Origin of the sequence: Hymenobacter miniatus (genome assembly GCF_016427455.1) — a bacterium.
Taxonomy (GTDB): Bacteria; Bacteroidota; Bacteroidia; order Cytophagales; family Hymenobacteraceae; genus Hymenobacter; species Hymenobacter armeniacus.
In genome coordinates this window covers 302,721-322,341 of the sequence record NZ_JAELXR010000002.1, presented here as the reverse complement: position 1 = coordinate 322,341, position 19,621 = coordinate 302,721, and the positions used below count along the sequence as shown (strand labels likewise).

At 62.0% G+C, this 19,621-nt stretch carries 16 protein-coding genes and 1 pseudogene; 12 read left to right on the top strand and 5 right to left on the bottom strand.

Annotated features, from left to right (window positions below; translation table 11 throughout):
• Positions 1 to 165: 165 nt before the first annotated feature.
• The 3 genes from mutL to JAO73_RS04455 all read left to right on the top strand — a co-directional run bounded on the left by mutL (position 166) and on the right by JAO73_RS04455 (position 4,056).
• Positions 166 to 2,229: a DNA mismatch repair endonuclease MutL gene (gene mutL, locus JAO73_RS04465; protein WP_198975955.1), complete on the top strand. Its 2,064-nt coding sequence runs from the start codon at positions 166 to 168 to the stop codon at positions 2,227 to 2,229.
• Positions 2,230 to 2,270: 41 nt separating this feature from the next.
• Complete coding sequence (locus tag JAO73_RS04460; RefSeq protein WP_198975954.1) at positions 2,271 to 3,065, top strand: rhomboid family intramembrane serine protease; 795 nt, start codon at positions 2,271 to 2,273, stop codon at positions 3,063 to 3,065.
• 82 nt (positions 3,066 to 3,147) lie between these two features.
• Positions 3,148 to 4,056, top strand: a complete 909-nt coding sequence (locus tag JAO73_RS04455; protein ID WP_198975953.1) for a rhomboid family protein — start codon at positions 3,148 to 3,150, stop codon at positions 4,054 to 4,056.
• Positions 4,057 to 4,075: 19 nt separating this feature from the next.
• Here JAO73_RS04455 and JAO73_RS04450 read toward each other — a convergent pair whose 3' ends face one another.
• From JAO73_RS04450 to tilS, 3 genes are all read right to left on the bottom strand, one after another.
• A complete protein-coding gene (locus JAO73_RS04450) occupies positions 4,076 to 4,480 on the bottom strand; it encodes a hypothetical protein (protein WP_198975952.1) in 405 nt (134 codons plus the stop codon).
• A gap of 120 nt (positions 4,481 to 4,600) precedes the next feature.
• The gene (mdh, locus tag JAO73_RS04445; RefSeq protein ID WP_198975951.1) at positions 4,601 to 5,545 is read right to left on the bottom strand and encodes a malate dehydrogenase; all 945 of its coding nucleotides are present in this window, start codon (positions 5,543 to 5,545) and stop codon (positions 4,601 to 4,603) included.
• 164 nt (positions 5,546 to 5,709) lie between these two features.
• On the bottom strand, positions 5,710 to 7,041 hold the full coding sequence (gene tilS / locus JAO73_RS04440; RefSeq protein ID WP_198975950.1) for a tRNA lysidine(34) synthetase TilS: 1,332 nt from the start codon (positions 7,039 to 7,041) through the stop codon (positions 5,710 to 5,712).
• An 88-nt stretch (positions 7,042 to 7,129) separates the two neighbouring features.
• On the opposite strand from tilS, the gene JAO73_RS04435 reads away from it, so the two are divergent.
• The 7 genes and pseudogenes from JAO73_RS04435 (at position 7,130) to JAO73_RS04400 (ending at position 15,524) form a co-directional block, all read left to right on the top strand.
• Positions 7,130 to 8,941 carry an OstA-like protein gene (locus tag JAO73_RS04435; RefSeq protein WP_198975949.1) on the top strand — a complete coding sequence of 604 codons (1,812 nt, stop codon included), beginning with the start codon at positions 7,130 to 7,132 and terminating at the stop codon, positions 8,939 to 8,941.
• Positions 8,942 to 9,045: 104 nt separating this feature from the next.
• Positions 9,046 to 9,876: an outer membrane protein assembly factor BamD gene (locus tag JAO73_RS04430; RefSeq protein WP_198975948.1), complete on the top strand. Its 831-nt coding sequence runs from the start codon at positions 9,046 to 9,048 to the stop codon at positions 9,874 to 9,876.
• A 101-nt stretch (positions 9,877 to 9,977) separates the two neighbouring features.
• The gene (locus tag JAO73_RS04425) at positions 9,978 to 10,325 is read left to right on the top strand and encodes a DNA-directed RNA polymerase subunit omega (RefSeq protein ID WP_190923106.1); all 348 of its coding nucleotides are present in this window, start codon (positions 9,978 to 9,980) and stop codon (positions 10,323 to 10,325) included.
• 140 nt (positions 10,326 to 10,465) lie between these two features.
• Positions 10,466 to 11,834: pseudogene (locus tag JAO73_RS23480) on the top strand (bifunctional phosphopantothenoylcysteine decarboxylase/phosphopantothenate synthase).
• Between the two features lie 5 nt (positions 11,835 to 11,839).
• Entirely contained in the window at positions 11,840 to 12,760 is a 921-nt protein-coding gene (gene porD / locus JAO73_RS04410) for a type IX secretion system protein PorD (RefSeq protein ID WP_198975945.1), read from the top strand.
• 148 nt (positions 12,761 to 12,908) lie between these two features.
• A complete protein-coding gene (recN, locus tag JAO73_RS04405; protein ID WP_198975944.1) occupies positions 12,909 to 14,579 on the top strand; it encodes a DNA repair protein RecN in 1,671 nt (556 codons plus the stop codon).
• 114 nt (positions 14,580 to 14,693) lie between these two features.
• Complete coding sequence (locus tag JAO73_RS04400; protein WP_198975943.1) at positions 14,694 to 15,524, top strand: enoyl-ACP reductase FabI; 831 nt, start codon at positions 14,694 to 14,696, stop codon at positions 15,522 to 15,524.
• Between the two features lie 53 nt (positions 15,525 to 15,577).
• Here JAO73_RS04400 and JAO73_RS04395 read toward each other — a convergent pair whose 3' ends face one another.
• The gene (locus JAO73_RS04395) at positions 15,578 to 16,504 is read right to left on the bottom strand and encodes a carboxypeptidase-like regulatory domain-containing protein (RefSeq protein ID WP_198975942.1); all 927 of its coding nucleotides are present in this window, start codon (positions 16,502 to 16,504) and stop codon (positions 15,578 to 15,580) included.
• Between the two features lie 164 nt (positions 16,505 to 16,668).
• Here JAO73_RS04395 and JAO73_RS04390 point away from each other — a divergent pair, with 164 nt between their 5' ends.
• Both JAO73_RS04390 and JAO73_RS04385 read left to right on the top strand, forming a co-directional pair.
• On the top strand, positions 16,669 to 17,619 hold the full coding sequence (locus JAO73_RS04390; RefSeq protein WP_198975941.1) for a pectinesterase family protein: 951 nt from the start codon (positions 16,669 to 16,671) through the stop codon (positions 17,617 to 17,619).
• Between the two features lie 12 nt (positions 17,620 to 17,631).
• Positions 17,632 to 18,591, top strand: coding sequence for a pectinesterase family protein (locus tag JAO73_RS04385; protein ID WP_198975940.1), 960 nt, complete (start codon positions 17,632 to 17,634; stop codon positions 18,589 to 18,591).
• Between the two features lie 68 nt (positions 18,592 to 18,659).
• Here JAO73_RS04385 and JAO73_RS04380 read toward each other — a convergent pair whose 3' ends face one another.
• On the bottom strand, positions 18,660 to 19,598 hold the full coding sequence (locus JAO73_RS04380) for a D-2-hydroxyacid dehydrogenase (protein WP_198975939.1): 939 nt from the start codon (positions 19,596 to 19,598) through the stop codon (positions 18,660 to 18,662).
• Positions 19,599 to 19,621 lie beyond the last annotated feature (23 nt).

Here is a 19,621-nt window from a genome sequence, read left to right as displayed (position 1 = left end):
TTCAAGCTGGAACTCCGCTATTTAGCCGCGAAGGTACGCAGAAAACCCCGTCGGGGGTTTACAACGCGTTCAGTTTCCGGTTATTGCCGGGCACGTTTTCGCTTGTCTGTGTGCCCGTTAGCGCAGCTACGCTCATTTCCTCTACCCGCCTCTAGCTTTCCCGAAATGCCCGATATTATCCACCTGCTTCCCGAATACCTCGCCAACCAGATTGCGGCCGGCGAAGTGGTGCAGCGCCCCGCTTCGGTGGTGAAGGAATTGCTGGAAAACGCCGTCGACGCCGGCGCCACCCAGGTGCAACTCATTGTGAAAGAAGCCGGCAAGCAGCTTGTGCAGGTCGTCGACAACGGCGCCGGCATGAGTCCGACCGACGCCCGCATGAGCCTGGAGCGCCACGCCACCAGCAAAATCCGCTCAACCGATGACCTGTTCAAAATCCGCACGCTGGGCTTTCGGGGCGAGGCGCTGGCCAGCATCGCGGCCGTGGCCCAGGTCGAAATCCGCACCAAGCAGCGCGACCAGGACACCGGCACCCTGCTGCTGGTGGAAGGCTCGCAGGTGACCAGCCAGCAGCCCACCGCCTGCCCCGACGGCACCAGCATCTCCGTCAAAAACCTGTTTTTTAACGTGCCGGCCCGGCGCAACTTCCTCAAAAGCAACGCCGTGGAAATGCGGCACATCCTCGACGAGTTTCAGCACGTGGCGCTGGCCAACCCGCAGATTGCCTTCTCGCTCTACCAGAACGACCTGGAGGTGTTCGGCTTGCCGGCCGGCAAGCTCAGCCAGCGCATTGTGGCCTTGCTGGGCAATGGCTACAAGGAGCAACTGGCCGCTTGCGAGGAAGTGACGCATTCCATCTCGGTGCGCGGCTTCGTGGGCAAGCCCGAGTCGAGCAAGAAAAGCCGGGGCGACCAGTTTTTCTTCGTCAACAACCGCTTCATCCGCTCGGCCTACCTCAACCACGCCGTGCTGGCAGCCTACGAAGGCCTGCTGGCCCGCGACACCCACCCGTTCTACGTACTGTTTCTGGAGCTCGACCCCAAGGCCATCGACATCAACGTGCACCCCACGAAGACGGAAATAAAGTTCGAGGACGAGAAAACCGTCTACGCCGTGGTGCGCGCCGCCGTGAAACAAAGCCTGGGCATCCACAACATCGCGCCGTCGCTGGACTTCGACGGCGACGTGAATTTTGCGCCCATCCGGCCGCTGCGCGCCGGCAAAGGCACCGGCGAGGCGCCCGTCACGGCCCACGACCACCTGCCCGCCGCCACGCCCGCGGCCCGCGCCGCGGCCAGCCACGACGCCTACCGCCCCGATGCCCTGGCCGCAGCGGCCTCGGCCGCTACCCGCGGCCCGTCGGCCAATAGCTCGGGCTTCTCCAACTTCTCGCCCGAAGTGCGGCGCGACGGCTACGAGCGCGGCCTGCCGCCACGCCCCACCGAGCAGGCCCGGCGCGAGCTGGAAGCATTTTACCGCGAACTGGGCCAGCCCGTGCGCGACGACCTGACCGTGGGGGCCGACAACCCCGTGGTACGCAGTTTCGAAGCCGACTTTCCGGCCGAGCCCGTTGCGCCGGCCGCGCCGGCCCCCACCGACTTTGCCCTGGCGTTTGCGGTGCCCGAAGCCGGTACCGCCACGCCGGCGCGCGAAGGCGGCCCGGGCAGCCGGGCCCTGCAGGTGCAACAGCGCTACGTGCTGGTGCCGGTGAAGTCGGGCGTGCTGCTGATTGAGCAGGAAGCGGCCCGCGAGCGGATTCTCTACGAGCAGTACCGGCAGGAGCTGGGCCGGGCCGTGGGCACGTCGCAAACGCTGCTGTTTCCGCGCACGGTCACGTTTTCGCCGGCTGATTTTGCCGTGCTGCGCGAGCTCACCGAGCCGCTGCACGCGCTGGGCTTCATTTTTGTGGAGTTCGGGCCCAACACCATTGCCGTGGAGGCCATTCCGGCCGGCATGCCGCCCCAAAACGAAAAAGAGCTGCTGGAAAGCCTGATTGAGCAGTTCCGCACGGCCGCCGGCCCGCTCAAGCTCGACCAAAGCGAGGGCCTGGCGCGCGCCCTGGCCCGGCGCGTGGCCGCCAGCACCGCCGCCACCCGCCTGCCCGAAGCCGAGCTCAATGCCCTGGCCGACCGCCTTTTTGCCTGCCAAACCCCCGGCTACACCCCTGACGGGCGCAAAACCCTGGTGCTGCTCGACGGGCAGCAGCTGGCCGATTTTTTCCGTAAGTAAGCCCCGGCCGCGCGGCTTGCGCGGCGCCCTATCCTCCCTGCATGTTCAACATCACCCCCACCGTTCGCAACCTCTTGATTGTGAACGTCGCGTTTTTGCTGGCCCAAATGAACCTGCTGCCGCTCCTCACCCAAATCGGCAGCCTGTATCCCATCGGTTCGCCGTACTTCTTTCCCTGGCAGTTCTTTACGTACATGTTTCTGCACGCCGGCTGGGGGCACTTGTTTTCCAACATGCTGGGGCTGATGGTGTTTGGGCCGCTGCTGGAACAGCGCTGGGGGGCGTCGCGCTTCCTCACTTTCTGGCTGATTTGCGGCGTGGGCGCGGGCCTGCTCTACGAAGGCGTGCGCGGCTACGAAGGCTACCGCATGGAACAGGCCCGGCAGGAGTTTCACCAATCGCCGAACGGCCCCGATTTCGACCGTTTCTTCAGCTCGTATTTCCCGGAAGCCACCGGCTACCAAACCCTGGCCCACGCCTTGGAGCGCAACCCGCAAAACCAGGAATACATCAAAGCCGCCACCGACGCCGTGGACGGCGCCGTGGAAGAAACCCGCAACTCGAAATTCGGCGGCATGCTGGGCGCTTCGGGCGCGCTGTTCGGCCTCATTTTCGCGTTTGCCTACTTGTTTCCAAACACCAAGCTGTTCATTTTTCCGTTCCCGTTTCCGGTGGCGGCCAAGTACTTGGCGTTTGGGTACACCCTGATTGAGCTCTACCAGGGCGTGCACCGTGTGCCCGGCGACAACGTGGCCCACTTTGCCCACCTCGGCGGCCTGCTCATCGGCTTCATCGTGGTGAAGTACTGGGAAGGCGGCCGGGAGCGGTTTTATTAAGAGCTGACCGAAAAATCCGTCCGCGCACTGCCACCAACTGCGCGCAAATTTCGTTGCATCTGTTTCATCCCGGACCCGTGCCATGAGCATCGTTCAAGATATCCGTACCGCTTTCAACCGCCGCGACAACGCCCTCATCCAGCTCATCTGGCTGAACGTGCTGGTGTTTGCGGGCCTCATCCTGCTGAAGTTTATTCTGAAGTTTAGCAGTGCCATTGGGTATTATCCGCTCATCATCAGCCAGTTTCAGATATCCTCGGCTTTCCCCGTGCTCATCCGGCACCCGTGGACCATCCTGACCTATGCATTCACGCACGAAGAGTTTTTTCACATTCTCTTCAATATGCTCAACCTCTACTGGTTCGGGCAGCTGGTGCGCGAGTACCTGGGCGACCGGCGCTTGGTGAGCATCTACATCCTCGGCGCGCTGGCCGGGGCCGCGGTGTTTCTGCTCACCTACAACTTCGTGCCCGCGTTTCAGGACGGGGTGGGCACGCCCATGGTGGGCGCGTCGGCGGCTGTTACGGCCATCATCGTGGCCGGTGCCACCCTGCTGCCCGACTATACCTTCATGCTGATTCTCATCGGCCCGGTCAAGATTAAGTGGATTGCGGCCGTGGTGGTGCTCATTTCCCTGGCCGGCGTGAACGGCGGCAACCCCGGCGGCGAAATTGCCCACCTGGGCGGCGCCCTGCTCGGCTTTGTGTTTATCAAGCAGCTGCAGGCGGGCCGCGACCTGGGCCGGCCCGTGCAGGCCGTGGGCAACTTCTTCAGCAACCTCACCCACCGCCAGCCCGCCATGCGCGTGAGCACCCCGCGCCGCGCCGAGCCCGTGGCCGCTGCCTCGGCCAGCGGCGCCAAGAAGCCTGCCCCCGCCGGCCAGCCCCTGCAAGACGAAATCGACACCATTCTGGACAAGATTTCGCGCTCCGGCTACGAAAGCCTTAGCAAGGAAGAAAAGCAAAAGCTTTTCCGGGCCAGCCAGCAGTAATAAGGACGCAGAAGGCTGGTTATGCCGAGCGCAGCCAGCTTTTGGCCATTTCAATGTCCTGAAAAAGGCGCATTTCAAATTGGGTGCCCACGCGCGTCACCATTTCCTCGGCCGAGGCTTGCCCGAAAATGCCGGGCGATACCACGTGGGCAAAGCGCTTGAGGCCCAGCCGCAGCACCTGCGGCATCCAGTTTTTGGCAATCCAGTCGTTGGCCGAACTCCACGAGCCGATGACTTCGCGGTTGTCGTTCAGCATTTGGGGGCAAGGGCAGTCGCGCAGGAAGTCGATGGTGGCCTGGCAGCCCCGAATCACTTTCTCGGTGGGCAGCACGCCCACCCAGTTGTTGTAAATCCAGCCCTGGGCGTCATCCAATTCGATGGTCAGGTACACCTTGTCGAACGAATTGATAAGCTCTTTTTTCATGGACGAGGCACGGAATTAGATAATAATATGGCAAAGTAAGCATATAATGCGGCGCTTCAGTCGAACAAAAAAAGGCCAGCGCGGGAAAGCGCTGGCCTTTTTTCAGTTAAGCAAAAAGCACTACGCCGGCTGGGCGCTGCTCATTTTGTCGAGGGCATCCATTACCTCTTTCACGTGGCCGCGCGAGGTCTCGAGCAGTTGCTTTTCCTCGTCGTTCAGTTGCAGCTCAATCACACGCTCTACGCCGTTTTTGCCCAGAATAACCGGGGCGCCGAGGTACACGCCGTTGATGCCGTACTCGCCTTGCAGCTCCAGGCACACGGGAAACACGCGGCGCTGGTCGCGCACGATGGCTTCCACCATTTGGGCCGCGGCCGCGCCGGGCGCGTACCAGGCCGAAGTGCCCATGAGCTTCACCAGCTCGCCGCCGCCCACGGCGGTGCGCTGCACAATAGCGTCGAGCTTCTCTTTGGAAATCAGTTCGGTAACCGGGATGCCGCCCACGGTGGTGTAGCGGGGCAGGGGCACCATGGTGTCGCCGTGGCCGCCCATCAGCACGGCCTGAATGTCTTTGGGGCTCACGTTCAGGGCCTCGGCCAGGAAGGCGCGGTAGCGGGCCGTGTCGAGAATGCCGGCCATGCCGAACACCTTTTCGCGGGGCAGCTTGGCGGTGAGGTGGGCCTGGTAGGTCATCACGTCGAGCGGGTTGCTCACCACGATGATGATGGCGTTGGGGGAGTGGGCCACCACCTGCTCGGTCACCGATTTCACGATGCCGGCGTTGATGCCAATCAGGTCGTCGCGGCTCATGCCGGGCTTGCGGGGCAGGCCCGAGGTAATCACCACCACGTCGGAACCGGCCGTGCGGGCGTAGTCGTTGGTCACGCCCACGGTGCGCGAGTCGTAGCCGATAATCGGCGCTTTCTGCCAGATATCGAGTGCTTTGCCTTCGGCGATGCCTTCCTTGATGTCGACCAGTACAATTTCGTTGGCAATTTCACGGGTGGCGAGCACATCGGCGCAGGTTGCGCCCACGTTGCCGGCTCCGACTACGGTAACTTTCATAAGAGAAGAATTGGGAGGGTTGGAGTTTCGCGGGTAAAAGTACCTCCCCGCGAAGGAAGGCACAACCAAAAGGCATGTAGAGACGCGTATTCGCGTCTCGGTGTTCGCGTCGTTGGCAGGCGTAAGGGCATCATCGGTCAACGACGAGACGCGAATACGCGTCTCTACATGCGCTGAACCGTCAGTACCCGCTCGGAGCTGTCTTCCACCTTGAACCGGTCATCCACGCGCCAGCCCACCACCCAGCAGATTTTGCCATCGGCCGTGGTCAGCACGCGCACGTCGTCTTTCAGGTTGAGCGGCACTTTCTGGTCAATGAGGAAGTCGCTGAGCAGCTTTTTGCCTTTCATGCCCAGCGGCATAAACCAGTCGCCTTCCTGCCACTTCCGCAGCGTGAGCGGGAATTTGAGTTTGTCGGCATCGAGCGCCGCCGTGCTTTTCGAGCGGGGAATGATGAAGTGCCGGGCGTCGTCGTGGAGCTCGGCTTTCAGGCGCATGCCGTCGGCCAGCAGGTCGGTTTGGTCCGCCGCCAGCTGGAACGTGCCGAACTGCGAGGTGCGCCGCGGCGTGATGACCAGGTTCTCCCGGTCCTTCACCAGCCGGTGCGTGGGCGAATCGAACCGCCGGCCGCTCTCGCCCGGGAAAGCGGCCACGATGTCTTTCACAATCAGCCACGAAAAGCCGAACGGGCGCAGCAGCTCGTGCAGCACCAGCGCGGTGGCGGCCGTTTTTTGCAGCGTGGCGATGTTGAGGTAGGTTACTTCGGCTTCGTCGCGGCGGGCCTGGGCGGCGGTGTCGGCCACGTAGCGGCGCACGATTTCTTCGGCCCCCCCCACGCGCTCGGCGGTGCCGGCCATGGTTTCGTCCAGGTTGGGGTTGATTTCGCGCAGCACGGGCAGCACCTCGTGGCGCAGCAGGTTGCGCTGGTACACGGGGCTGTCGTTGCTGTCGTCTTCGCGCCAGCGCAGGCCGCGCTCCACCAAGTAGTCGTGCAGGTCGTCGCGGCCCACGCCCAGCAGCGGGCGCACCACGTGGCCGTTTTTCACCTGAATGCCGTGCAGGCCGGCTAAGCCGGTGCCGTGCGTGAGGTTCAAAATCATGGTTTCGGCCTGGTCGCGCTGGTGGTGGGCGGTGGCCACGTAGGCCAGGCCCTGGGTTTGGCACACCTGCTCGAACCAGCGGTAGCGCAGCAGGCGGGCCGCCATCTGGGTCGAAATGCCTTCCTGCTCGGCAAAGGCTTTGGTCTGAAAAAACTCGGCGAAATAGGGCAGGCCGTACTGCTTGGCCAGCTTGCGCACAAACTGCTCGTCGGCGTCGGCGTCTTCGCCGCGCAGCCCGAAGTGGCAGTGCGCCACGGCCACCTGAACCCGCAGCCGGTGCAGAATGTCTAATAAAACCACCGAATCCAACCCGCCGCTGACGGCCACGAGGATGGGGTCGTTGTCGATGGAAAACAGGTGGTGCTCCTCAATGAAGCGGCGAACGGTATCGAGCATAAGCAAAGCGAGTGCCCGGCTGACCCGCGAACACTACCACGCAAAGATGGCCGTTAGCGCGGGCCCCGTCCGTACCTTTGCCCCCCGAATGTTCTTCTCGCGCGTCTTTTTTCTTCTGCTGATTCTGTTGCCGCTGCTGGGGCAGGCGCAGCGCCCCACCGCGCCGGGCACGGGCACGCCCGTGCCGGTCACCACCGCGCCGGCCCCTGCCGCCGGCACGCCGCGTCCGGGCACCAAAGGCTCGCCCATCAAGCTCCTGACCACCGGCCAGCTGGTGGGCGGCATCTTCAATGGCGTGAAAATCCGCAAGCTGCTGGGCAACGTCAGTTTTCAGCAGGACGACGTGTTTCTGTATTGCGACTCGGCCTACCAATACACCGAAACCAACCAGGTGGAGGCCTTCAGCAACGTGCGCGTGGTGCAGAGCGACACCATGACCATCACCGGCGACCGTGGCTTTTACGACGGCACCAAGCGCACGGCTCGCATGACCGGCAACGTGGTGATGCGCGACACCCGCATGACCCTGACCACGCCGGCCCTCGACTACGACCTGAACCGCAAAACGGCTTCCTACACCCAAACCGGCCACCTCACCGACCCGCAGAATACCCTCGACAGCGAGCAGGGCTTCTATGACACCAACAGCAAGGTGTTCGTGTTCAAGCGCAACGTGCACCTCGTGACGCCCGACTCGGAGCTGAACAACGACACGCTGCGCTACAACACGGTCAGCAAAATTGCCTATTTCAACGGCCCCACCCGCATCAAAGGCAAGCAGGGCAACCTCTACGCCGAGGGCGGCACCTACAACACCATCACGCGGGTTTCCAACTTCAAGAAAAACGCCAAAATCGACACGCCCAACTACCTGCTGGGCGGCGACCAGCTGGTGTATGACGAAACCAAGCAGTACGGCGTAGCCAAAGGCCACGTCTCACTCATCTCCAAGAAAGACAACCTGACCCTGCGCGGCGACCAAGGCAAGTACTGGCGTGGCCTGGGCCGCACCAAGCTCTACGGCGGCCGGCCCGTGGTGCGCAACATCGGCAGCCAGAAAGACACCCTGTACATGGCCGCCGATACGCTCATCAGCATCGAGGCGCGGCCCGGCCAGACCACCACGCGCACGGTGCTCTACGCCTACCCCAAGGTGCAGATATTCCGCGGCAACCTGCAGGGCATCTGCGACTCGCTGACCTACGACCGGCAGGACAGCATCATTTACCTGAACCAGGCCCCGGTGCTGTGGCAGGCCAAAAACCAGCTTACGTCGGACTCCATGCAAATTCGCTCGAAGCGCGGCAAGGTGGACGAGATGCGCCTCTACGGCAACGCCTTTGCCGTGAGCCAGGATACGCTCCTGAACTTCAACCAAACCAAGGGCCGCAGCATGATGGCCTATTTTCGCGACAACCAGCTGCGGCGCGTGGACGTGCTGGGCAACGCCGAAAGCATCTTCTACGCCCTGGATAACGACACCGCCACCACCGGCATGAACCGCGTGCTGTCGGCCAACATGCGGCTGCTGTTTTTGGAAAGCAAGCTCAACAAAATCACCGTTCTCTCGAACCCCGAGGCCAAGTTCATCCCGCCGCACGAGCTCAAGCCCGACGACGAGCGCCTGAAAGGCTACAAGTGGCGCGCCGCGGAACGCCCCACCCGGCGCCAGGTGTTGGGCAAGCAGTTCGACGACCGACCCAAAAAACGCAAGCCGGTTAAGAAAAAGGCCACGCCCACCAAGCGCCGCCCGGCCGCCAAGCCCACGCCCAAAAAAACAACGCCCAAACCCGCGAGCCCCAAGCCCGCAACCCCACCTAAAGCCGCGCCCGCGGCCAAACCCAACGCCAGCGCCGCGCCGGCCACAGCCCCGCTGCCGACGCCCACCGTGCGGCGCTAGCTGCAACCTTTGGCCCCGGCCCGGCACTCTTGCTGCGGGCGGGCCAGCCGGAGTTGGCGCCGCGTTTGCCTTCGCCGGCTCAAATCGTTACCTTTGCACCCCTTATGCCGATTTCCCGCCTCACGGTTCTGTTTCTGCTCGTTAGCACGCTCTTATTGGGCTCCTGCGCCAGCGGCTACCAAAAATTGCTGAAAAGCACCGACGTCAATAAGAAGTACGAAGCCGCCGTGCAGTACTACGACAAAGGCGACTATTTCCGGGCCGGCACGCTGCTCGAAGACCTCATTCCGCTGCTGAAAGGCCGCCCCGAGGCCGAAAAGGCCCAGTTCTACTTCGCCAATACCAACTTCAAGCAGCGCAACTATGTGCTGAGCGCGTTCTATTTCAAGCAGTTCATCGACACGTACCCCAACTCGGAGTACGCCGAAGAAGCCACCTTCCTGAACGCCCGGTCGTTGTTTTTGGACTCGCCCGGCTACGAGCTCGACCAAACCAACACAGTTTCGGCGCTGGAGTCGATTCAGGATTTCCTGAACCGCTACCCCGAAAGCAAGTTCAAGGGCGAAACCGAGAGCATGTCGCAGGAGCTGCAAAAGAAGCTGGAAAACAAGGCCTTCGAAAGCGCCCGGCTGTATTATCAGCTCCGCTACAACCAAGCGGCGGTGGTGGCCCTCACCAATTTTCAGCAGCAATACCCCGCCTCGGCCTACGCCGAGCAGGCCGCCTTCCTGCGCCTCAGCGCCCAATACGCCTGGGCCCAGGAAAGCATCGAATCCAAGCAGCGCGAGCGTTATTTGGAGGCGGTGAGCTTCTACCAGCAGTTCCTCGACGCCTATCCCAAAAGCAAGAACCTGAAAGCCGCGCAGGACATGTACGACGTCAGCCAGGCCCAAATTTCCCGGCTGAAGGCGACGCCAGCCGCGGCATCCAATTAATATTAGTTGTCAGTTGCTGGTTGTCAGTTGTTAGTCCCGGACTTGCCAGCTGCACAGCCTGACAACTGACAACCAGCAACTGACAACTAAATTCCATGCCCATGAAACCCAATCCCAACACCCCGTCGAGCTCCATCGTGACGCGCAACATCGCCGACATCACCGGCGACAACGGCAACGTGTACGAGGCCATCGCCGTGATTTCGAAGCGCGCCAACCAACTGTCGGTGAAGCTGAAAGAAGAGTTGAACGACCGGTTGGCCGAGTTTGCTTCCACGGTCGACAACCTGGAGGAAGTGTTCGAGAACCGCGAGCAAATCGAGGTGTCGAAGCAGTACGAGCGCATGCCCAAGCCCACCAGCCTGGCCATCGAGGAGTTTCTGCAGGGCAAAATTGCCTACACCACGCCCGAGCCGGAAGAGGTGCCGATTCCCCGCGAGCTGTTCTAAGGCTGTCGGGTTCGCTAATACGAACGTCATGCTGAGCGCAGCTGAAGCATCTCTACCGAGGAAGTAATTCGTTACTCTCGCGGTAGAGATGCTTCGGCTGCGCTCTGCATGACGTTCTTTGTTTACCAGTTTCTAGCTTCATGCCCGAAAAAACAACCAGCAACCAATCAGCCAGCCCCCTCCGCGGCCGCCGCATTCTGCTGGGCGTGAGCGGCAGCATCGCGGCCTACAAAGCCGCGCCGCTCACCCGCCTGCTCGTGAAGGCCGGGGCCGAAGTGCAGGTTATCCTCACCGAAGCGGCTGCCGCTTTCGTGACGCCCCTCACGCTGGGCACGCTCTCGAAAAAGCCCGTTCTGACGGGCTTTTTGCGTGATGCCGCAGCTGGGGAGTGGCACAACCACGTGGAGCTGGGCCTGTGGGCCGATGCCCTGCTGATTGCGCCGGCCAGCGCCAATACCATCGGCCAGCTAGCCAATGGGTTGTGCCCCAATTTGCTGTGCGCGGTGTATTTGTCGGCCCGCTGCCCGGTGTTTCTGGCCCCGGCCATGGACCTGGATATGTTCGCGCACCCGGCCGTGACGCAGAACCTGGCCCGCCTGCGCAGCTTCGGCAACCACGTCTTCGACTCGCCCAGCGGTGAGCTGGCCAGCGGCCTGAGCGGCCACGGCCGCATGCTGGAGCCGGAAGACGTGGTGACGGAGCTGGAGCGGTTTTTTAGCGGCGAAGCAACTTCATGAACGTCATGCTGAGCGCAGCCGAAGCATCTCTACCACAATAGTAAATGAATACTCTTGGAAGGAGAAATGCTTCGCTAGGCTCGGCATGACGTTCTTTGGGAGCTTTTTCATCCCTAAAAAAATGCGCGTCCTTATCACCGCCGGTCCTACCTACGAACCCCTCGACCCCGTCCGCTTCCTCGGCAACCGCTCCACTGGCAAGATGGGCTACGCGCTGGCCGAAGCCTTTGCGGCCGAGGGCGCCGAAGTAACCCTGGTCAGCGGCCCCAGCCAGCTGGCGAACCCGGCCAGCCCGCGCATCCGCACGGTGCGCGTGGAAACGGCGGCGGAAATGTTTGCGGCCGCCGCGGCCGCGGCCGAAACGGCCGACGTGTGGGTGTTTGCGGCGGCAGTGGCCGACTACCGCCCGGCCCACGTGGCGGCCGAAAAGATTAAGAAATCGGGCGACACGCTCACGCTGGAGCTGGTCAAAAACGTGGACATTGCCGCCACGCTCGGCCAGCGCAAGCGGGCTGAACAATTTGCGGTCGGTTTTGCGTTGGAGACTACGAACGAGCTGGCCCACGCCCAGGGCAAGCTGCAGCGCAAGAACTTCGACCTCGTGGTGCTGAATTCGCTGCGCGACGCGGGCGCGGGTTTCGGCCACGACACCAATAAGGTGACCGTGCTGGACGCCGCCGGCCAAATCGTTAATTTTGAGTTGCAGTCCAAAGCCGATGTGGCCCGCGGACTGGTAAGCCTGATTTTGGCCCGCCGGGCCGCCACTCATTGAAAACCATGTTGCGAAAACTCCTCGCGGCCCTGCCGATACTTGTTTTGCTGCTGGCCGGCCCCGTGGCCCACGCCCAGGAGCTGCTGGCCGAAGTGACGGTGACCACCGAAAACGTGACCATTTCGGACCCCACCATCGTCACGAGCATGCAGAAGGACATCCGCGAGTTTCTCAACAACCGCGCCTGGACCACCCAGACCTACCGCGACGCCGAGCGCATTCGCCTGCGCATGTTCATCGGCATCACCACCATCCCGCAGAACGGCACTTACAACTGCATCATGCGCTTGGTGTCGACGCGGCCGGTGTACGGCACGGGCTATGAAACCAACGTCATCAGCATCAACGACAAGAGCTTTAATTTCAACTACTCGCCGCAGATGTCGCTGCGTTTCTCGCCCAATAGCTTCGACTCCAACCTGTCGTCGCTGCTGAGCTATTACGCCTACCTCGTCATCGGCATCGACCGCGACACGTTCGGCAAGCTCGGGGGAACGCCCTATTACGAGCTGGCCCGCAACATCGTGAACTACTCGGCCAACCAAACCAGCACCAACGAACCCGACGAAGGGTGGCGTGGCACGGGCTCGCGCGAGCGCCACTTCCTGCTCGACAACCTCACCGACCCGCAGTTTGAAGCCGTGCGCACCGGCTTATACAACTACTACCGCTTGGGCATGGACGTCTTCATCGAAAAGCCGGAAGAAGCCCGTGCCTCGGTGATGACCGCCCTCACCGGCATCCAGAAAGCCGCCATCACGCGCCCCGGCGCATTGATTTTCCGGGCTTTTTTCGATGCCAAAGCCGAGGAAATCGCCAACATTTTCCGCACCAGCCCGGACCAGTCGCAGAAGCAGCAGCTGGTGGCCATGCTTACCGAAGTCGACCCCGGCAATTCGGCCAAATACCAAACCGTGTTGAAGTAACAACCTGAAATACAAAATAAAAAGAACGTCGTGCTGCGCTTGCCGAAGCATCTCTACTGCAATAGTGAATGAATTGCTTGTGCAGCAGAGATGCTTCGGCAAGCGCAGCACGACGGACAACTCGCTATCAGACGACTTTACATAAGTTATGCTTGTCGATTTACGAATTAACAATTACGCGCTGATTGAGCAGCTGGAGCTGCGTCCGTCGCCACTGCTGAACATTATTACGGGCGAAACCGGAGCCGGCAAATCCATCATGCTGGGCGCCATTGGCCTGCTGCTGGGCAACCGCGCCGACTCGCGCATGCTGTTCGACACCGAGCGCAAATGCGTGATTGAGGGGCAGTTCGACATTGCCAACTACCAGCTGCAGGACATCTTCGAGTCCGAAGATTTGGACTACGACACGCACTGCATTCTGCGGCGCGAAATCAGCCCCAACGGCAAGTCGCGCGCCTTCGTGAACGACACGCCCGTGACGCTGGACGCCCTGCGGAAAATCGGGGCCAACCTCATGGACATTCACTCGCAGCACGACACGCTGCTGCTGGGTGATGCCGTATTTCAGCTCAATTTGCTGGACTTATTTGCCGGGCTGGTGCCGCAGCGCACGCAGTACAGCAACGCTTTCCGGACCTACCGCAAGTTGGAAGCCGACCTCAATACGCTGGAAAGCCAAGCGGCGCAGGCCAGTAAGGAGCTGGACTACAACAGCTTTCTGCTGAATGAGCTGGAAGAAGCCCGCCTCGACAACGAAGACCAAGACGCTCTGGAGCAGGAGGTGAAGCAGTTGGAACACGCCGAGGAAATTAAGTACAAGCTGAGCCAGGCGCTGCACGGCCTGCGCGACAGCGAAAGCTGCGCCACCGGCACCATGAAGGAGGCCTCCGTGCTGCTGGGGCAGGTGGCCAGCTACGCTGACAACTTCAAGGAGCTGCGCGAGCGCCTGGAAAGCTGCCTGATTGAGCTGCACGACATTGCCGACGAAGTGGAGGTGGCCGAGCGCCGCACCGAAGGCGACCCCGCCCGCGCCGAGGAATTGCAGGACCGCCTCAACGTGCTCTACACGCTGCAGCGCAAGCACCAGGCGCGCGACCTGCACGCGCTGATTGCGGTGCGCGACGAGTTGCGCCAGAAGGTGAGCTCGGTGCTGAACCTGGACAAGGAAATCAACCGCTTGCGCAAAGACTCGGACGCGGCCCTGGCGGCCGTGACCAAGCAAGGCGCCAAGCTGTCGGAAAGCCGCCGCAAGTCGTTCCCCAACTTTGAGAAGCAGCTGGGCCTGCTGCTGGCCGACCTCGGCATGCCCCACGCCCGCATTGTGGTGCAGAACTCGGTGGGCGCGCCCACGGCCAGCGGCATCGACGTGGTGAACATTCTCTTCACGGCCAACAAAGGCGCCCAGCCCCAGACCTTGAGCAAGGCCGCGTCGGGCGGGGAGTTCTCGCGCCTGATGCTGTGCATCAAGTACATGCTGGCCGACAAGACGGCGTTGCCGACGATAGTGTTCGACGAAATTGACACCGGCATCAGCGGCGAGATTGCCGTGAAGGTGGGCCGCATGATGCAGCAGATGGCGCAGAAGCACCAATTGGTGGCCATTTCGCACCTGCCGCAAATGGCCGCGGCCGGCGACGTGCACTACTTTGTGTACAAGGAAGACCGCGCCGACCGCACGGTGAGCCGCATCCGCGAGCTGAACCAGGAGGACCGCATCAAGGAAATCGCGCACATGATTGCGGGCGCCAAGCCCAGCGAGAACGCCTTCCAGAGCGCCCGCGAGCTGCTGGCGCTGCGGGGTGAAGCGGTGAGCTAGGGTAGGAGGGCATGGGGGTAGGAGGGTAGGAAGGAATAGCTAACTTGCGCCGGGTTTGGCGGCCTGTGGCCCCTGGTACCCTCCTACCCGCATTCCCTCATATCCTTAAAAATCATGGCTAACAACCTCCTCGCCGGCAAAGTCGGCATCATTTCCGGCGCGCTCAACGACCAATCCATTGCCTGGAAAGTGGCCCAGCGGGCGCACGCCGAAGGGGCGCGCTTCGTGCTCACCAACGCGCCGCTGGCCATGCGCATGGGCGAAATCAACAAGCTGAGCGAGGAGTGCAACGCGCCCATCATTCCGGCCGATGCTACCTCCACGGAAGAGCTGGAGGCGCTGTTTTCGGGCGCGCAGGAGAAGCTGGGCGGCAAGATTGACTTCGTGTTGCACAGCATTGGCATGAGCGCCAACATCCGAAAGAAGAAGCACTACGGCGAGTTGGACTACAAATTCTTCCAGCAGACTCTCGACGTATCGGCCATGTCGCTGCACAAGATGCTGGCCGTGGCCGAGCGCCAGGACGCCTTCAACGAGTGGGGCTCGGTGGTGGCCCTGAGCTACATCGCGGCCCAGCGCGCCTTCCTCGACTACACCGACATGACGCAGGCCAAGGCCATGCTCGAAAGCATTGCCCGCAGCTACGGCCAGCGCCTGGGCAAGCTCAAAAAAGTGCGCGTAAACACGGTGTCGCAGTCGCCCACCAAAACCACGGCCGGCACCGGCATCAACGGCTTCGACGCCTTCTACAACTTCGCCGACATGATGTCGCCGCTGGGCAACGCCCCGGCCGAGGCCTGCGCCGACTACTGCATCTCGCTCTTCTCGGACCTGACCCGCTACGTAACCATGCAGAACCTGATGCACGACGGCGGCTTCAGCACCACCGGCATCTCGGCCGAGATTGTGGACGTGCTGACGAAGGTTTCGGGCATGCAGGAATAGGCCTGACCGGCTGAAAAAAGGAAATCCCGACCAATTGGTCGGGATTTCCTTTTTCAAATGCCTTTGTAAAAATAGCGGCTCACAGTCAGGGAAACCTCAGCGTATTGCCGAAGGTAGTTTCCTTCGATGCCTACCCAAAAATGCCTGGCGAACGGGTGGGCCAACTGGCCCTGCCATTGCCAGAAAGTAGGCCAGTGAGTGGCCTGGGCCGTGGCAAACAGACGAAATGGATATGGCAGAAACTCGTGCTGCAACCCGAAACAATAGCCGTAGCCGTGTTCGGGCAACGCCTCGGAGTGCAGCGATTGGTAGCGGCCGTATCCTGCCCCCAACAATAAAGTAGGCATCAGCAAATGCCCAATCCGATAAATGCGCAACTTGGTGGTGAACGTGTAGCTGCTGAAACGAAGACTGGGCGCCGTTGCTTGCAAGTGGTCGTAGTGAATTTCCTCTCCGACGGTTACGCGGCCGTATTCGCGGATGGGTGGTAATACCAAACCAAGCAACAGGCTGTGGTTGCTGGAAAAGTTAGTTTGGAAGCTCCCGGTTGCTGAAATGGGAAGGTGAAGGAAATGCCGGCCACCCAGTAGCAGCGTGGCGCCAAATGGAGCATAGCGGGTGCCACTGCTGAGCCCAACCCCGAGGTAGGGGTAGTGCATGACCCCGGCATCCGCGACGAAAGCCTTTTCATCCGGCGTCAAGCGAACAATGCGGGTACTACCTGTCGCCACGCGCAGGCGCCGGGTGAGGTAGCCGATGGAGGAAACGGTGAGCGCCACGCTGTCGGGCTGGCCCGGCACGGAGAAGGAGAAGTAGCCGTGCACGTCGGACGACACGCCGTTGGTGGTGCCGGTCTGGAGCACAGTCACGCCGGGTAGTCCTTCATCAGATTTGGCGTCCACCACACGGCCGGAAACGGTGGCTTGGGCAAAGGCTGCGGTGGGGAACAGGCAGGCGCAGAGCAGTAAGACTAATCGCATGTAGGCAGATGAAAGTGGTAATGCAGCTTGTTGATGCAGCCTATTGCCCAATTGCACACCGGGGAAAAAGAAAATGCCGGTACCGGCCGGGAACGATTGCGCAGAAAACCGGCGGTTTCGCCTGCACTGGCTGCTAGGTTTGCGGCTCCAACTTCCGCATTTCCATGAGGCATTTCCTGTTGTTGCTGCTGCTGAGCAGCCTTTCGCTGGGCCGGGCTTTCGGCTATGATTTTGTGGTGGCCCAGGACGGCTCCGGCCGGTTCCGCACGGTGCAGGAGGCCTTCAACGCCGTGCCCGACTTTCGGAAGAAGGTCACCACCATTTTTATCAAAAAAGGCACTTACAAGGAAAAGCTGATTCTGGCCGGCTCCAAGCAATTCGTTCACCTCATCGGCGAAGACCGGGACCGCACCATCCTGACTTACGACGACTACAACCAGAAGAAAAACATCTTCGGCGAAGACAAAGGCACGTCGGGCTCGGCGAGCTGCTACATCTACGGCGGCGATTTTTCGGCCGAGAACCTGACGTTTCAGAACTCGTCGGGGCCGGTGGGGCAGGCGGTGGCCATGTGGGTCGATGGCGACAAAGCCTCGTTTGTGAACTGCCGCTTTCTGGGTTTTCAAGACACGCTGTACACGTATGGGCGCGGCAGCCGGCAGTTTTACAAGGGTTGCTACATCGAAGGCACGGTGGATTTCATCTTCGGCTCCAGCACGGCATGGTTCGAGGACTGCGAGATTTTCTGTAAGAAGGGCGGCTTCGTTACGGCGGCTTCCACGCCCGACACGGCCCGGTTTGGCTACGTGTTCAGCCGCTGCCGCATAGGGGGCGACGCGCCCGCGGGCAGCTTTGGGCTGGGCCGGCCCTGGCGGCCCTACGCCAAAACCGTGTACCTCAACTGCGAGCTCAGCGCCGTGATTCGGCCCGAGGGCTGGGACCCCTGGGACAAGGAGTCGAACAAGAAAACGGCCTATTACGCCGAGTATCAAAGCCGCGGGCCCGGCGCCGCGCCCACCCGGCGCGCGCCGTGGTCGCACCAGCTCACCGAGGCCGAGGCCCGGCTCTATACCCGCGACACCGTGTTGCACGGCTGGAACCCCGAAGCCAAATAACCCTCACCCCAAATGAAACTGCTGACCCTGGCCGCCGCGCTGCTCACCTGCTCCGCGCACGTCCAAACTTCTCCCAAAACCGGCCCCATCACCGTGGCGCAAGATGGCACTGGCACCTACCGCACCGTGCAGGAAGCCGTGGACGCGGCGCCCAACCAGTCGCCGACCACCGTCACCATCCGCATCAAGAAGGGCACTTACCGCGAAAAGCTGGTGGTGCCCGCCGCCAAAACCCACCTGCGGCTGGTGGGCGACGACGCGGCGACCACCGTCATCACGTTCAACGACCACACAGGCGACACGGCCGGGCACAATACCCAAACCTCGCACTCGGTGCTGGTGCAGGCGCCCGACTTCGCGGCCGAAAACCTGACCTTCGAGAACAACGCGGGCTACACCGCCGGCCAGGCCGTGGCCCTGCACGTGGAAGGCGACCGCGCCACCTTCCGCCGCTGCCGCATGGTGGGCAACCAGGACGTGCTGCTGCTGGCCACGGGCGGCACCCGCCAGTACTTCAAAGACTGCTACATCGAAGGCACCACCGACTTTATTTTCGGCGCCAGCACGGCCGTGTTCGACCATTGCACCATCAGGAGCAAGAAAAACTCGTTTATCACGGCGGCGTCTACGCCGGCCGGGCAGGCGTTTGGCTTCGTGTTTATGCAGTGCAAGCTGACCGCCGACACCGCGTTGGCCAAAAAGGTGAACCTGGGCCGGCCCTGGCGCCCTAATGCCAGGGTGGTGTACCTCAACACCGCCATGGGCGCCCACATTACGCCCACCGCCTGGGACAACTGGAAAAACCCCGAAAACGAAAAGACGGCCTATTTCGCCGAGTACAAATCGACCGGCCCGGGCGCTAACCCGAAAGCGCGGGTGGCGTGGTCGCACCAGCTCACCGCGGCAGAGGCCAAGCAGTACACGCTCAAAGCCATTTTCGCGGCTGGTGCGCCGTGGGTGCCGGTGCGGTAGTTGGGTAATGAAAAAAGAACGTCATGCAGCGCACAATGAAGCATGACGTTCTGTTCTTTTGCTTCTACTCAATACCCCTTGCTCAGCTCCACCAAGTTCTCCAGGGGCTGGCTGGTGCGCAGCCGCTGCAGGTTTTCGAGCAATACGTCGACTTTGCTTTCGTCTTCGAGGGCTTGGCCGCCGCCGGTGTGCTGGGTGAGCAGCACGTTGGGCAAGTGCCAGAGCGGGTTGTCGACGGGCAGGGGCTCGATGGCCGTCACGTCGAGCACGGCGCCGCCAAGGTAACCGGCTTGCAGCAGGCGCAATAGGGCGGGCTCGTCGGTGGTGTTGCCGCGGCCCACGCTGGCGTAGATGCTGCCCGGGCGCATGGCCTCAATCAACTCGGCCGAGAAAAAGCCCACGGCGCTGCCCGGCAGGGTGTTGATGACGATGTCGGTATCGGGCAGCACCGCTTTCAGCTCTTCCTTGGTGTGCAACTGGGCCGAGGGGTCGGTGCGGGCCAGCAGCTGCACCTGGCACTCGAAGCCGCTGAGCTGCTGGCGCACGGCCACGCCAATGGCGCCGGCGCCCAGCACCACCACGCGCTTGCCGCGCAGCAGGCCGGCGCGGTTGCGCACAAAAGCGCCGCCCACCCATTTCCGCTGCGCTTGCAGCACGGCCAGCTCCGGCAGGTGGCGGTAGAGGGCCAGCAGGCCGCCCACCATGGTTTCGGCGCAGGGCCAGGCAAAGAAGTCGCCCATGTTGGCCACCGGAATGGACAGCTGCACCTGCCGGTAGCGCTCGAACCCGGCCGAGTCGATTTGCCAGAACTGCAGCTGGGGCGGGGCCCCGGCCGCAAACCAGGCCGGTGGCGGGTTGCCCATCAGCAAGTCAGCTTCCTGAAAAGCCGGAAACTGCTGCTCGGTGGGCAGGTCGTTGCAGAAAATGATTTCCAGGTCGGAGGGGGCCAGCCGTTGCAGGTGCCCGCGCGCCGAAGCACTCAGCGGAGAAAAAACAAAAAGACGCATGCAGGAGCCGCGCAAGACGCGGC